The organism is Streptomyces sp. NPDC045968 (genome assembly GCF_056430475.1).
On sequence record NZ_JBWKLF010000016.1, the window covers coordinates 47,806 to 60,561 of the forward strand.

Consider the following 12,756-nt stretch of genomic DNA (forward strand, 5'->3'; position numbering starts at 1 on the left):
ATCGCGGACGATCGTGTCTCATCATCCGACACGACGGTGACATCTCCACCCGTACGTCCCTACGATCGGACCCATGAAGCGACAGGCGGATCTCACGAAGCGGCGGGCAGTAGACCTGTGCCGCGTCGCCGCCATGCTCTGTCGCACCTTCTGAGCGGGATCGCCTCCCGTTTCCCCCGGCCCTTCGACCGTTGTCAGGGCCCGCCCCGTGCCTCCGTACACGCACCGCCCCCCGGTGCATCCGCGTGTACACCCCGCACATCGCACCACCCCGCCGCACACTGCCCCGGAGGAGAAACACATGAGCCGCGCAGACGTCCTGGTAGACGCCGACTGGGTCGAGGCCCACATCGACGACCCGAAGGTCGCCATCGTCGAGGTCGACGAAGACACCTCGGCGTACGAGAAGAACCACATCAAGAACGCGATCCGGATCGACTGGACCAAGGACCTCCAGGACCCGGTACGCCGTGACTTCATCGACCAGGCCGGCTTCGAGAAGCTCCTGTCCGAGAAGGGCATCGGCAACGACACCCTCGTGGTGCTCTACGGCGGCAACAACAACTGGTTCGCGTCGTACGCCTACTGGTACTTCAAGCTCTACGGCCACCAGGACGTCAAGCTCCTCGACGGCGGCCGCAAGAAGTGGGAGCTCGACTCCCGCGACCTCGTCGACGGCGACCAGATCCCGTCCCGCCCGGCCACCACGTACAAGGCCAAGCCGCAAGACGAGTCGATCCGCGCCTACCGCGACGACGTCGTGAAGGCGATCGGCAGCCAGAACCTCGTCGACGTGCGGTCGCCCGACGAGTTCAGCGGCAAGCTGCTCGCCCCGGCGCACCTCCCGCAGGAGCAGTCGCAGCGCCCCGGCCACGTGCCGAGCGCCCGCAACATCCCGTGGTCGAAGAACGCCAACGACGACGGCACCTTCAAGTCGGACGACGAGCTCAAGGCCCTCTACGAGGCCGAGCAGGTCGACCTGGCGAAGGACACCATCGCGTACTGCCGCATCGGTGAGCGTTCCGCGCTCACCTGGTTCGTCCTGCACGAGCTGCTCGGCCAGGAGAACGTCAAGAACTACGACGGCTCGTGGACCGAGTACGGCTCCCTCGTGGGCGTGCCGATCGAGCTCGGCGCCAACAAGTAGGTCCGCGGACCACCGACCAGCACGTCACCCGACCAGAAGGACAGAACACCATGTGTGGAGCACAGGCCGGCGGCCCCGACGCTTCGACGATCAAGCCCGGTGAGACCACCATCCAGGGCAGCGTGACCCGTGACGGCGAGCCCGTCACCGGCTACGTCCGTCTGCTGGACTCGACCGGCGAGTTCACCGCCGAGGTCCCGACCTCGGCGACCGGACAGTTCCGCTTCTACGCGGCCGAGGGCACCTGGACGCTCCGCGCCCTCGTCCCGGGCGGCAGCGCGGACCGCACGGTCGTCGCGCAGACCGGAGGCCTCTCCGAGGTCGCCATCGCTGTGTGACGCGTAGCGCACGACCGGCCGGAGGGCCGCACCCCAGGGGGTTGGACGCCACCTGAGCAGGGGTGCGGCCCTTCGCGCCGTCCGGACCTACGCTGGAGGTATGTACGCACGGCGCCGCCGGGCCTATTTCCTGCTGATGGGCGGATGCATCGTCCTCTTCGTCTCCGCCTGGGCCTTCGTGCGCCTGTGGTCGATTCCGGTCGCCGTCGGGATGTGCGTCGTCGCGATGGTCATCCCGCCGGTCGCGGCGATGGTCGCCAACCGGCGCGGCCCTGAGGACCGTTGGTGGGACGACCCCTCCGGCGACCGCACGTCCGACGAGTGGTGGGACGAGCTCGACGGCAAGAAGCGCCGCCCGTAGCGACGGGGGTGGGGCGGCCGGTGTCAGTAGACGAGGGCCTGCACGCCGTCCGCCATGATCTCCTGCACGAAGACCTGCGCGCCCGCGATCCGTACGCCTTCCAGGACGTCCTTCTCGGAGATGCCGCGCCGCGCGGCGCACTGCGTGCACAGGGTGATCAGGCCGCCCGCCCTGACCGACTCGACGAGGTCGGGCAGCGGAGCGGAGTGCGGCAGATCGAACTCGGCGGCGCGGTCCGGCAGGGCGAACCAGGCGGATTCGCCGGTCAGCCAGAGCGAGACCTCCACACCGCTGGCGACGGCCACGGCCGCCACGGTGAACGCCTGCGAGCAGCGCTCGGGGGAGTCGGCCCCGGCGGTCACCTTGATCACGAGCTTCTTCGACATATGCCGAACTGTAATGGGCGGCCGTGCAACCTCCCCCGGTACCTGAGGGTCAGTTGGGTGCGCAGGTAACGGAATCTGCGCCTCAGGTCTCGTGGGGGGACCCCTTTTGGAACTGAACGACACCATGTCCGACGGGCAGGCCGCGCAGGCGGTCGCGTCCGCGCCGCCCGAAGCGCCGTCCGTACCGCCCGAAGCCCTGCCCGTACCGCCGTCCGGGCCGCCGGTGGTTCCCGCAGCCGCCGCGGGCCCGGACGCGCCGCCGCGCAGGCGCCCGCGAGGCCGCACGACGCTGCTGATCGTCGCCGCCGCGCTGCTCGGTGTCGCGGGCGGTACGGCCGTCGGATACGGAATCCAGGCCGAGCGCCCGCCGACGCCACTGACCGCACTGTCCCAGCCCGGCCTCGCCCACCCGGCGAAGCCGCTGCCCGCGGACCAGGTCCCGGACCCGCTGCCCGCCTCGCAGGACCGCCAGGTCGCGACGGACGGCGATCTGCGCAAGCTGTTGCTCGCCGAGCCCAAGGGCTGGCACGCGCTCGACGACGCCTCGCTCCGCGACGGCTGGGTGAGCCTGGACGCCTACGCCATGCAGTTCGAGGACGAGGCGTACATGTACGAAGAGCTCGTCTCGACGGACCTGCGCCGGATCGCGGGTGCGAGCTGGGAGCGCGGTCAGCGCGAGGCCCACATCCGGCTCGTGCAGTTCCGCAGCGGTACGGAGCTGGGGGCCGTCGACCACGCCGAGGGCCAGCTGTCCTACATGGACGGCAGCGAGAACGGCGCGGGCAACGCCGGGAACGCCATCAGGGGGAGCGGCAACGGCCGCTACTACCTCTACCCGGTCAAGAACGAGCCGGGTTATCTGCCGCTCCACCGGGCCCGTGCCGTGGCCCAGCGGGGCGACGTGATGATGGAGATCGACGTCTACGACACCAAGCCGATCGCCAAGAAGGACATCCGCACGCTGGCCGAGCGACAGCTGGAGCGCCTGTGAACGACGACGCCACACCCGTCCCGGCCGTGACACCCGATCCTGCTGTCGCGCCCGCCCCGGCGGCCATGCCCGTACGGCCCGGAAAGGCCCGCAGGGTGGCTCTCGGGGTCCTGCCCTTCGTCCTGGTGCTCGGCGCCCTCGGCGGAGCCGCCGCGTACACGAAGTCCACCGTGGACGGCGCCGACCGGACCGTCACCACCACCGTCTGGCAGAAGCCGGACCGTGAGCCCGCCAAGGACCCGGCGGGCGATCCGCCCAGGGGTCGCGCCACCACCGAGCTGAGCAAGCTGCTGCTGCCCGTCCCCTCCGGTTACCGGCTCGGCCCCGACATGGGCGCCGACGGCAACGACAGCGAGACGAGCGGCCGGAAGGCCGCGGCCGCGATGAAGGAGTCGGGCCGGGGTCTCGCGGGCAAGCAGCGCCGCGAACTGGAGAAGCGGATCGACCGGTACGACATCGAGGGCCTCGTGCGGCGCTCGTACGTCGTGGACACCGACGACCTCGTCGTGGAGACGCAGATCGTGAAGATGAAGGACCGCAAGGCCGTCCGCGACATGTACACCTTCCGGACCGGGCTGATGGACGCCGTCGGTGTCTTCCGCGCCGGTCCGAAGATCAAGGGCCACAAGCACGCCACGTGCTTCCGGATGCCCAAGGACGCCGAGAGCGACCTCGACGGCATGCACTGCGTCGCCTACGACGGCGGGGTGCTCCTGCTCCTCGCGGCGACGGGCAGCGAGCCGTTCGACGCGAGCGCCGTCGCGGACCTGCTCAAGGACCAGCTGGACCACATCGCGTCCCCGGGGGAGTACATATGACCGAGCCGACCGAGCCGACCGAGCCGACCGAGCCGACCGAGCCGACCGAGCCGACCGAGCCGACCGAGCCGACCGAGCCGACCGAGCAGCCGGCGTCCCCGGCCGAAGCGGCTGCCCGGCCCGCCCCGCCCACAGCCGCCCGGCCGCCCCGCCGCGTGCTGCGCGCCGTCGCCCGCTGGACCGCCGCCGTGCTGGTGTGCGGGGGCCTCGGCACCGGGACGGCGTACGGCATCGCGTCCATGGAGCGCACCGACGTACCCGGGCTCGCCACCGAGGGCGACGGCCGCTGGGACTATCCCGAGCTGGCCCTCCCCGCCCTGCCGTCCGGAGCGCCGAGGCCCCTCTCGTACGGCAACGCCGCCGGGGTCCACCACGCCGACCTGCGGAAGCTTCTGCTGCCCGTGCCGGCCGGAGCCACGCCGGACAAGGAGCTGACCGGCGGCTGGGTGACACCCGCGCGGTACGCGTCCGAGTACCGGCCGGAGAAGCGCGCCGGAATCACCCGGACGCTCCGCGACTCCGCCCTGCGGCACATCGCGGCGCGCGGCTGGACGATGCCGGACGGCACCGAGTCCCGGATCTATCTGCTCCGGTTCAACTCGACCGCGTACGCCGAGGCGTTCCGCGACGAGCTCTACGTGGGCGCGACCGCGGGCCTGCCGCTCGCCGCGGCGCCGGACACCGACTTCGACGAGAGCTGGAAGAGCTCGGGGCGGGTGCACGACACCGTGTCGTACGTGTTCAGCGAGAAGAAGCCGTTCGGCAAGGAGCACGTCCGTCAGGCGTACACCGTCGCCGGGGACACCGTCGCCCTGATCGTGCACTCCAGGGACGGCAGGGCGCTCACGGAGCGGATCCCGTTCCAGCAGTCGGTGATCCTGCAGAACCAGCTCCTCGGCTGAGGACCTGAACGAGAAGGCCGGGCCCCAACCCATTAGGCTGGGGCCCGGCCCCGTACTGCGGCCATATCGTTCGTTCCGAGGAGCTCCCGTGCTTGAGGCATTCTTCTCCGCCCTGCTGATCCTGGTGTGTGTCGGCGTGCTCGCCTTCGCCGGTCTGACCGTGAAGAAGCTCTACCAGGGCCAGCGCTGACCCTCGCCGAACTCCGCCTCTCCCTCACAGATGGTCTGAGCCGCTCATGATCGAGATTCCGTCCGACCTCCATCCGGACCTGGTCCCGCTGGTCTTCCTCCTCGGCAACTGGACGGGCGCGGGCGTGTCCGACTTCCCCGGCGCCGAGAAGTGCAACTTCGGCCAGGAAGTCTCCTTCACCCACGACGGCCGGGACTTCCTGGAGTACGTCTCGCACTCCTGGGTGCTCGACGACGACGGCAACAAGGTCCGCCCGCTGGAGAGCGAGTCCGGTTACTGGCGTGTCGACAAGGACCGCAAGGTCGAGGTCGTCATGGTCCGTGACCAGGGCATCGTCGAGATCTGGTACGGCGAGCTGGCCGACAAGAAGCCGCAGATCGACCTGGTCACCGACGCGGTGGCCCGCACCGCGGCCTCCGGCCCGTACAGCGGTGGCAAGCGGCTCTACGGCTATGTGAACAGCGACCTGATGTGGGTCGGCGAGAAGGCCACCCCGGACGTCGAGCTGCGCCCCTACATGTCGGCGCACCTGAAGAAGGTCGTCACGCCGGAGGAGGTCGCCGAGATGGCGAAGAGCCTCGGTGACATGCCGGACGACGGCATCGCCTTCTTCAAGTAGGCGCGGAACCTGGGGCCGGTGCTCACCGACACCTACACTGGGCCTGTGGTGAGCACCGACTGGAAGACAGATCTTCGGCAGCGTGGCTACCGGCTGACGCCGCAGCGTCAGCTTGTCCTGGAGGCGGTCGACGCGCTGGAGCACGCGACTCCCGACGACATCCTCTCCGAGGTGCGCAGGACCGCGTCCGGCGTGAACATCTCCACCGTCTACCGGACCCTGGAGCTCCTCGAGGAACTCGGTCTGGTCAGCCACGCCCACCTGGGCCACGGCGCTCCCACGTACCACCTGGCCGACCGCCACCACCACATCCACCTGGTCTGCCGGGACTGTACGAACGTCATCGAGGCCGACGTCGGCGTGGTCGACGAGTTCACCGCCAAGCTGCGGACCACCTTCGGCTTCGAGACGGACATGAAGCACTTCGCGATCTTCGGCCGCTGCGCGGACTGCGTGGCGAAGGCCGGCGCGGAGCCGGACCCGGCCTGAGGTCTGCCGTTTGCCCCCGGGCCGTAGGCTGGGCGCATGAAGAGCCCCTTGCTGTCCCTGCCCGGCGCCGTCCCCGCCGAAGGCCGCGACGAAGGCGTCGCCGGGCACTACGGTGACCTGTTCCGCGAGCAGCGCGCCCTCGCCGACGGCACCGGCCTCGTCGACCTGTCCCACCGCGGAATCGTCACGGTCACCGGCGACGACCGGCTCGCCTGGCTGCACCTGCTGCTCACCCAGCACGTCAGTGACCTCGCGCCCGGCCAGGCGACCGAGGCCCTGATCCTCTCCGCGAACGGGCACATCGAGCACGCCCTCTACCTCGTCGACGACGGCGACACCGTGTGGATGCACGTCGAACCGGACACGCAGGGCGAGCTGATCGCGTATCTGGAGTCGATGAAGTTCTTCTACCGGGTCGAGGTCGCCGACCGCACCGAGAGCTTCGGAGTCGTGCACCTGCCGGCCGGCTCCATCGCCGAGGCCCCCGAGGGCGTGGCCGTACGGGAGACACCGCACGGCCGGGACCTCTTCCTGCCACGCGCCGACCTGGAGACGTACGCCGCCGCGCACGGTCCGGCGGCCGGCATCCTCGCGTACGAGGCGCTGCGCATCGAGTCCCACCGGCCGCGCGTCGGTTTCGAGACCGATCACCGCACCATCCCGCACGAGCTGGGCTGGATCGGCTCCGCCGTCCACCTCCAGAAGGGGTGCTACCGAGGTCAGGAGACGGTCGCGCGCGTCCACAACCTGGGGAAGCCGCCGCGCCGGCTGGTCTTCCTGCACCTGGACGGCAGCGAGGTGCTGCTGCCGGGCCACGGGACGCCGGTGCGGCTGGCCGCCGACGGCCCCGAGGGGCGTCAGCTCGGCTTCATCACCACGTCGGCCCGCCACCACGAGCTGGGTCCCATCGCGCTGGCCCTGGTGAAGCGGAACGTGGCCGTCGACGCCGAACTGATGGCGGGGGACACGGCGGCGGCCCAGGAGACGGTCGTCGAGCCGTAGTTCTCCTACGCGTCGGTGTCCACCGCCGCTGCTACACCTCGATCAGTACGGTGAACGGGCCGTGGTTCGTGAGCGAGACGCGCATGTCCGCTCCGAACCGGCCCGTCTCCACCTGCGCGCCGAGCGCCCTCAGCTGCGCCACCACCTCGTCGACCAGGGGCTCGGCGATCTCGCCGGGTGCGGCGGCGTTCCAGGTGGGCCTGCGGCCCTTCCTGGCGTCCCCGTAGAGGGTGAACTGCGAGATGACCAAAAGCGGCGCATTCACATCGGAGCAGGACTTCTCACCCTCCAGAATGCGTACGCTCCAGAGCTTCCGGGCGAGTTGTGCCGCCTTCTCCGGAGTGTCCCCATGGGTGACCCCCACCAGTACACACAGGCCCTCGCCGACGATCTCGCCGACCACGCCGGTCCCCGACGCGCCGTCCGTGGCGCCGGCCACGGTGACGGACGCGCCGTCCACTCTCTGCACCACTGCACGCATACAGACCAACCTATCTTGGGCTGAACGGGTACAGAGCACCTGCGTGGGAAGCATGTGGGGTGGCACCATGCACGTGCCGGTGTGCCGACGCACCGGTCGAGGGGACGGAACAGCATGAGTACATATGGAGCCGGGCAGTCACCCGGTGCCGTACCGACGACCCGTACGGGCATCATGCGGCCACCCGTACAGCGGAGCGGTGTCCCGCAGGGACCCGGACAGCAGGGCGCGGTCCCTGCGGCGGGCCCGGCGTCCCCGATCCTGCCCCTGTCCGCGAGAGGGGCCGTGGGCGGCCCCGTACCCGCGTCCGTGCCCGAACAGTCCCTCGTGGCCGGTGCGGGGGAGGGGCTGTCCGCGGTGCGCGCCCAGCCCGAGTTCAGCGGCCTGCGCCTGCCGGAGCTGCGCACGCTCCGCAAGGACGCGCAGCGCGACGAGGCCGACCTCAGTTACGTACGCAGGCTGGTCCAGGGCCGCATCGACATCCTGAAGGCCGAGCTGGCCCGCCGCCGGGACCCGGAGACCCCCGTGGTCGACCGGCTCTCGGAGATCCTCGCCGACACCCCGTCCCTGCACCGGTCCTCCGCCCGGCATGTCACCCTCACCACGCCGCGCAGCGACGAGTACCGGCAGCTGGCCGCGGAGACGCTCGCCGACGTGGAGCTGTCCGACCTCGACGCCCGGACGGACGACGAGCTGCACACCGCCATGGGGCGGCTCGTCCGCTACGAGCAGCAGGTTTCCCGGCGCCGTCACCGCCTCCAGCGCACCGCCGACGATTGCAGCGCGGAGATCGCCCGCAGGTACCGTGACGGGGAAGCACAAGTAGACGACCTGCTCGCCTGAGGCAATCCCTTCCGGGGGTGGGTCACCGCCCGTCCCCGGAAGGCCACCATGACCTCCAGCGCCGCCCCCAGCGCCCCCTCCTCGCCCGCCATAGCCCCCGCCCGGCCCGTTCTGGCCGAGGTCGTACGGTCCGGTTTCGTCGAGGGCCTCCACCGGGGGTCGCTGGTCGTGCTGGCCGCCGACGGCAGTGTGGAGTACGCGCTGGGCGACCCGGCCGCGCCCGTCTTCCCGCGCTCCTCCAACAAGCCGATGCAGGCCGCCGCGATCCTGCGGGCCGGACTGGATCTCGACGGGGAGCGGCTGGCGCTGGCCGCGGCGAGCCACTCGGGCGAGGAGTTCCACCTCGCTCTCGTACGCACGATGCTCGCCGAGCACGGCCTGACGCCCGACGACCTCCAGACCCCGCCGGATCTGCCGCTGGACCCGGTCGAGGCCGAGTCGTACCTCGCCGCCGGGCAGGTCCGGGAGCGGCTCACGATGAACTGTTCCGGCAAGCACACGGCGATGCTCGCGGTCTGCCTGCGCAATGGCTGGGACACGGCGAGCTACCTCGACCCGGCGCACCCGCTCCAGCGGCTGGTGCACCAGGTGGTCGAGGAGGCGGCGGGCGAGCCGGTCGCCTCGGTCGGTACGGACGGCTGCGGGGCCCCGCTGATGGCGATCGGTCTGGTGGGCCTGGCGCGCGCGTTCAGGTCCTTCGTGCTGGCGGAGCCGGGTACGGCGGAGCGGCGGGTCGCGGACGCGATGCGCGCCCATCCCGAGTACGTGGCGGGGACGCGGCGCCCCGACACCTGGCTGATGCGGGAGGTGCCGGGCACGCTCTCGAAGATGGGGGCGGAGGCGGTCCAGGCGGTGGCACTCGCGGACGGCAGGGCCCTGGCCTTCAAGATCGACGACGGTGCGACGCGCGCCCTGGGGCCCGTGCTGGCCCGCTCGCTGGAACTGCTGGGCATCGACGCCCCGGTGGTCTCGCGGATCGGCCGGGCGCCGCTGCTGGGCGGCAGCGCCGAAGTCGGGGAGATCCGCGCCGCGTTCTGACGGAAGGGTGCCGGTCAGGGCAGGTCCGTAATGCGCGCGACATCCCGGCGGGGCTGTGATTAGCGTGAGCCCATGAACCTTGACCTCCGCACCGTCTCCGCGTCCGACTACCCCGAATGGCTGCGGGCCGTGGGGACCGGTTTTCTGCGTTCGACGGCGCCGGGGGACGACGAGATCGAGGGGCGCCTGGCCCATACCGATCTGAGCCGTGTGCGGGGCGTCTTCGACGGCGAGCGGTGTGTGGCCACCTTCCGGTCGTTCGCCCAGGAGCTGACCGTCGTCGGGGGCGCCACCGTGCAGACCGACGCGATCAGCGCGGTGACGGTGACGCCGACGCATCGCCGCCGAGGACTCCTCGGCCGGATGATGGCGGCGGATCTGGCGGCGGCGAAGGAGCGGGGCGATGTGGTCGCCTCGCTGATCGCGGCGGAGTATCCGATCTACGGGCGGTACGGCTTCGGCCCCGCGACGTGGACGACGGAGTGGGAGATCGACGTCACGCGCGCGGGCCTGGACCCGCGCCTCCCGGTTCCTTCGGCGGCGGACGGCGGCCGGATCGATCTGGTGGACGGCGCGGAGGTACGCAAGGTCGGCCCCGCGCTCCACGACCGGCTGGCGGCCCGTACGCCCGGTGTGATCAGCCGTGACGACCGCTGGTGGCAGCTGAACACGGGCGTCGGCGTGCCGGCGGCCGACGGGTGGACGGACCCGTTCTACGCGGTCCACCGCTCGGCGGACGGCGAGGTCGACGGGCTGGTCGTGTACCGCGCCGACGACCACTGGGGCGATGCCAAGCAGCCCCTGAACAAGGCGACGGTGAAGAGCCTGATCGCGGTGACCCCGGCGGCGGAGCGGGCGCTGTGGCGGTTCGTCTGCTCGATCGACTGGATCACCACGGTCCGCTCGGGCTACCGCGCCCCCGACGACCTGCTGCCCCTGCTGCTCCCGGACCCCCGCGCCGCGCGCATCGTGACGCAGGCGGACTGGCTGTGGCTGAGGGTCCTGGACGTCGCCCGCGCGCTGGAGGCCCGCACGTACGCGACCGACGCCACCCTGGTCCTGGAGGTCCGGGACGCGGCGGGCCTCGCCGCCGGCCGTTTCCGCCTGGACGCCTCTCCGGCCGGCGCCTCCTGCGCACCGACGAAGGAGAGCGCTGATCTGACCCTGGACATAAGGGAGTTGGGGACGCTGTACCTGGGCGACGAATCGGTTCGCCGGCTGGTGGACCTCGACCGGATCGAGGAGAACCGGGCGGGCGCGGCCGCGGTGGCCGACGCGGCGTTCCGGACGGGCCGCCGGGCGTGGTGCCCGGACATGTTCTGAGGATGCGTCGGTGGCCGGTGGGTGCGCGGTGGCTGGGTGAGGGTGCGCGGTGACCGGGCACCGGGTGGGTGCGTCGGCGGCCGGGGCCGTCAGCGGGTCCGGACCGTGAACAGCGCCCCCGACAGTCCCACCGCCACCAGCAGGATGCCCGTCGCCCAGGCCGCCGCGATCCACGGGGCGTTGCCCGCCGGCTGGTCCAGCAGGAGGGCGCGGAGGGATTCGATGGCCGGGGTGATCGGCTGGTGGTCGGCGAAGGCGTGGAGCCAGCTGGGCATCGAGTCGATCGGGACGAACGCGCTGCTCGGGTACGGCAGGAACGACATGAAGAACGTGAATCCGCCCGCCGCCTCCGGGGTGCGGGCGAGCAGGCCGACCGCCGCAGAGATCCACGACAGGGCCACGATGTAGGCCAGCAGTACGGCGGTCACGGCGAGCCAGCCGGCCGGGGTGGCGGCCGGGCGGAAGCCGATCAGCAGGGCGACGCCGAAGACGAGGGCCGTGGAGACGAGATTGCGTACGGTACTCGCCGCCACGTGACCCGCCAGGACCGCCGTGGCTCCGACGTCGAGGGAGCGGAAGCGGTCGATGATGCCGGCCTTCATGTCCTCGCTGACGGCCACCGCCGTGGTCGAGGCGCCGAAGCCGGCGCAGAGGAGCAGGACGCCCGGGACGACGTACATGACGTACGAGTCGTAGGCCGCCCCCGTCTCGATCGCGCCGCCGAAGAAGTAGACGAAGATCAGCATCAGCATGACCGGCAGCATCATCGAGGTGATGAGGGCGTCGATGGTGCGGCGGCTGATGCGCAGGCTGCGGCCCGCCATGACCGTGGCGTGCGCGAGGACTCCCGGTGCGTCAGACATGGGCCGGTACCTCCGCGGTGAGGGCGAGGAAGACGTCGTCGAGGCTCGCGCTGTGCACGGTGAAGCGCGAGACGTCGGTCCTGGTGGGGTCGATCTCGTCGAGCAGCGCCCGGACATGGGCCGCCGTGCCGTCCGTGGGGAGTCCCAGGGTGAGCGTCTCGGGGCAGTGGTGGACGGCGCGTCCGGCCAGCCGGAGGTAGGCCGCGCTGTCGGCGAGTACGAGGTCGAGCCGGTGGCCCGAGACGCGGGCCTTGAGGGCGGCGGGGGTGCCCTCGGCGGCGATCCGGCCGTGGTCGAGCACCGCGATGCGGTCGGCGAGCCGGTCGGCCTCCTCCAGGTACTGCGTGGTGAGCAGCACCGTGGCGCCCCGGTCGGCGAGGTCGCGGACCACCTGCCAGAGCTCCTGGCGGCTGCGCGGATCGAGGCCGGTGGTCGGTTCGTCGAGGAAGAAGACGCCGGGCTCCGGCGAGCCGACGAGCCCGGCCGCCAGGTCGAGGCGGCGGCGCATGCCTCCGGAGTACGTACGGACGAGGCGGCGGGCTGCCCCGGTGAGGCCGAAGCGTAAGAGGAGTTCGTCCGCGCGGTGCCGGGCCGCGGCGCGTGAGAGGCCGGTCAGGCGGGCCATCATGCGCAGGTTCTCCTCGCCGGTCTGGGTCTCGTCGACGGCGGCGAACTGGCCGGTCAGGCTGATCGCCCGGCGGACCTTGCCGCGCTCGGTGGCGATGTCGTACCCGGCGACGCGGGCGGTGCCGGAGTCCGCCTCGGTGAGCGTGGCGAGGATGCGTACGGCTGTGGTCTTGCCGGCCCCGTTGGGCCCGAGCAGGGCGAAGACGGTGGCGCGGTCGACGTGCAGGTCGATGCCGTCCAGGACCCGGACCGCGGGCTTTCCGTAGGACTTGGTGAGGCCGTGCGCCTCGATCGTGCCGGGCGGGGTGTCTGAACCGCGCAGGACGGTATCGCTCATG

Annotated in this window: 17 protein-coding genes; 13 read left to right on the forward strand and 4 right to left on the reverse strand. The window is 71.4% G+C overall.

All coding sequences use genetic code 11. The features are described 5' to 3' along the window. Positions 1–73: 73 nt before the first annotated feature. The 4 genes from AC07FA_RS32360 (at position 74) to AC07FA_RS32375 (ending at position 1,846) form a co-directional block, all read left to right on the forward strand. Positions 74–154, forward strand: coding sequence for a putative leader peptide (locus AC07FA_RS32360; protein ID WP_350310325.1), 81 nt, complete (start codon positions 74–76; stop codon positions 152–154). A gap of 147 nt (positions 155–301) precedes the next feature. Further along, positions 302–1,147 (forward strand): sulfurtransferase, encoded by an 846-nt coding sequence (locus AC07FA_RS32365; RefSeq protein WP_479079908.1) that lies wholly within the window; start codon positions 302–304, stop codon positions 1,145–1,147. A 50-nt stretch (positions 1,148–1,197) separates the two neighbouring features. After that, positions 1,198–1,485, forward strand: coding sequence for a DUF1416 domain-containing protein (locus AC07FA_RS32370; protein ID WP_003968135.1), 288 nt, complete (start codon positions 1,198–1,200; stop codon positions 1,483–1,485). A 100-nt stretch (positions 1,486–1,585) separates the two neighbouring features. After that, positions 1,586–1,846, forward strand: a complete 261-nt coding sequence (locus AC07FA_RS32375) for a DUF3099 domain-containing protein (protein ID WP_479079909.1) — start codon at positions 1,586–1,588, stop codon at positions 1,844–1,846. Positions 1,847–1,869: 23 nt separating this feature from the next. Here AC07FA_RS32375 and AC07FA_RS32380 read toward each other — a convergent pair whose 3' ends face one another. Beyond that, on the reverse strand, positions 1,870–2,232 hold the full coding sequence (locus tag AC07FA_RS32380; protein ID WP_479079910.1) for a DsrE family protein: 363 nt from the start codon (positions 2,230–2,232) through the stop codon (positions 1,870–1,872). 106 nt (positions 2,233–2,338) lie between these two features. Between AC07FA_RS32380 and AC07FA_RS32385 the strand changes: the two genes are divergently transcribed. The 6 genes from AC07FA_RS32385 to ygfZ all read left to right on the forward strand — a co-directional run bounded on the left by AC07FA_RS32385 (position 2,339) and on the right by ygfZ (position 7,243). Next, on the forward strand, positions 2,339–3,223 hold the full coding sequence (locus AC07FA_RS32385; protein ID WP_479079911.1) for a hypothetical protein: 885 nt from the start codon (positions 2,339–2,341) through the stop codon (positions 3,221–3,223). Continuing rightward, positions 3,220–4,041 (forward strand): hypothetical protein, encoded by an 822-nt coding sequence (locus tag AC07FA_RS32390; RefSeq protein ID WP_479079912.1) that lies wholly within the window; start codon positions 3,220–3,222, stop codon positions 4,039–4,041. The genes AC07FA_RS32385 and AC07FA_RS32390 overlap by 4 nt, the downstream gene beginning before the upstream one ends. Continuing rightward, positions 4,038–4,943 carry a hypothetical protein gene (locus tag AC07FA_RS32395; protein ID WP_479079913.1) on the forward strand — a complete coding sequence of 302 codons (906 nt, stop codon included), beginning with the start codon at positions 4,038–4,040 and terminating at the stop codon, positions 4,941–4,943. The genes AC07FA_RS32390 and AC07FA_RS32395 overlap by 4 nt, the downstream gene beginning before the upstream one ends. Before the next feature lie 236 nt (positions 4,944–5,179). Then, complete coding sequence (locus tag AC07FA_RS32400) at positions 5,180–5,752, forward strand: heme-binding beta-barrel domain-containing protein (RefSeq protein ID WP_479079914.1); 573 nt, start codon at positions 5,180–5,182, stop codon at positions 5,750–5,752. Positions 5,753–5,797: 45 nt separating this feature from the next. Then, positions 5,798–6,241, forward strand: coding sequence for a Fur family transcriptional regulator (locus tag AC07FA_RS32405; RefSeq protein WP_479079915.1), 444 nt, complete (start codon positions 5,798–5,800; stop codon positions 6,239–6,241). 36 nt (positions 6,242–6,277) lie between these two features. Next, positions 6,278–7,243 carry a CAF17-like 4Fe-4S cluster assembly/insertion protein YgfZ gene (ygfZ, locus tag AC07FA_RS32410; protein ID WP_479079916.1) on the forward strand — a complete coding sequence of 322 codons (966 nt, stop codon included), beginning with the start codon at positions 6,278–6,280 and terminating at the stop codon, positions 7,241–7,243. A 31-nt stretch (positions 7,244–7,274) separates the two neighbouring features. On the opposite strand, the gene dtd is transcribed toward ygfZ, so the two are convergent. Next, the gene (gene dtd, locus AC07FA_RS32415) at positions 7,275–7,724 is read right to left on the reverse strand and encodes a D-aminoacyl-tRNA deacylase (protein ID WP_479079917.1); all 450 of its coding nucleotides are present in this window, start codon (positions 7,722–7,724) and stop codon (positions 7,275–7,277) included. 114 nt (positions 7,725–7,838) lie between these two features. Between dtd and AC07FA_RS32420 the strand changes: the two genes are divergently transcribed. The 3 genes from AC07FA_RS32420 to AC07FA_RS32430 all read left to right on the forward strand — a co-directional run bounded on the left by AC07FA_RS32420 (position 7,839) and on the right by AC07FA_RS32430 (position 10,928). Then, complete coding sequence (locus AC07FA_RS32420) at positions 7,839–8,567, forward strand: RsiG family protein (protein ID WP_479079918.1); 729 nt, start codon at positions 7,839–7,841, stop codon at positions 8,565–8,567. 48 nt (positions 8,568–8,615) lie between these two features. Continuing rightward, the gene (locus tag AC07FA_RS32425) at positions 8,616–9,605 is read left to right on the forward strand and encodes an asparaginase (RefSeq protein ID WP_479079919.1); all 990 of its coding nucleotides are present in this window, start codon (positions 8,616–8,618) and stop codon (positions 9,603–9,605) included. Between the two features lie 72 nt (positions 9,606–9,677). Beyond that, positions 9,678–10,928, forward strand: a complete 1,251-nt coding sequence (locus AC07FA_RS32430; protein WP_479079920.1) for a GNAT family N-acetyltransferase — start codon at positions 9,678–9,680, stop codon at positions 10,926–10,928. 89 nt (positions 10,929–11,017) lie between these two features. On the opposite strand, the gene AC07FA_RS32435 is transcribed toward AC07FA_RS32430, so the two are convergent. Both AC07FA_RS32435 and AC07FA_RS32440 read right to left on the reverse strand, forming a co-directional pair. Beyond that, entirely contained in the window at positions 11,018–11,791 is a 774-nt protein-coding gene (locus AC07FA_RS32435; protein WP_479079921.1) for an ABC transporter permease, read from the reverse strand. Then, a complete protein-coding gene (locus AC07FA_RS32440; RefSeq protein ID WP_479079922.1) occupies positions 11,784–12,755 on the reverse strand; it encodes an ATP-binding cassette domain-containing protein in 972 nt (323 codons plus the stop codon). Before AC07FA_RS32440 ends, AC07FA_RS32435 begins: the two co-directional genes overlap by 8 nt. Position 12,756 lies beyond the last annotated feature (1 nt).

Coding starts and splice junctions, on each gene's coding strand:
- AC07FA_RS32425 (WP_479079919.1), top strand. CDS start 8,616: ATGACCTCCAGCGCCGCCCCCAGCGCCCCCTCCTCGCCCGCCATAGCC.
- AC07FA_RS32360 (WP_350310325.1), top strand. CDS start 74: ATGAAGCGACAGGCGGATCTCACGAAGCGGCGGGCAGTAGACCTGTGC.
- AC07FA_RS32365 (WP_479079908.1), top strand. CDS start 302: ATGAGCCGCGCAGACGTCCTGGTAGACGCCGACTGGGTCGAGGCCCAC.
- AC07FA_RS32430 (WP_479079920.1), top strand. CDS start 9,678: ATGAACCTTGACCTCCGCACCGTCTCCGCGTCCGACTACCCCGAATGG.
- dtd (WP_479079917.1), bottom strand. CDS start 7,724: ATGCGTGCAGTGGTGCAGAGAGTGGACGGCGCGTCCGTCACCGTGGCC.
- AC07FA_RS32375 (WP_479079909.1), top strand. CDS start 1,586: ATGTACGCACGGCGCCGCCGGGCCTATTTCCTGCTGATGGGCGGATGC.
- AC07FA_RS32380 (WP_479079910.1), bottom strand. CDS start 2,232: ATGTCGAAGAAGCTCGTGATCAAGGTGACCGCCGGGGCCGACTCCCCC.
- ygfZ (WP_479079916.1), top strand. CDS start 6,278: ATGAAGAGCCCCTTGCTGTCCCTGCCCGGCGCCGTCCCCGCCGAAGGC.
- AC07FA_RS32420 (WP_479079918.1), top strand. CDS start 7,839: ATGAGTACATATGGAGCCGGGCAGTCACCCGGTGCCGTACCGACGACC.
- AC07FA_RS32370 (WP_003968135.1), top strand. CDS start 1,198: ATGTGTGGAGCACAGGCCGGCGGCCCCGACGCTTCGACGATCAAGCCC.
- AC07FA_RS32395 (WP_479079913.1), top strand. CDS start 4,038: ATGACCGAGCCGACCGAGCCGACCGAGCCGACCGAGCCGACCGAGCCG.
- AC07FA_RS32440 (WP_479079922.1), bottom strand. CDS start 12,755: ATGAGCGATACCGTCCTGCGCGGTTCAGACACCCCGCCCGGCACGATC.
- AC07FA_RS32400 (WP_479079914.1), top strand. CDS start 5,180: ATGATCGAGATTCCGTCCGACCTCCATCCGGACCTGGTCCCGCTGGTC.
- AC07FA_RS32435 (WP_479079921.1), bottom strand. CDS start 11,791: ATGTCTGACGCACCGGGAGTCCTCGCGCACGCCACGGTCATGGCGGGC.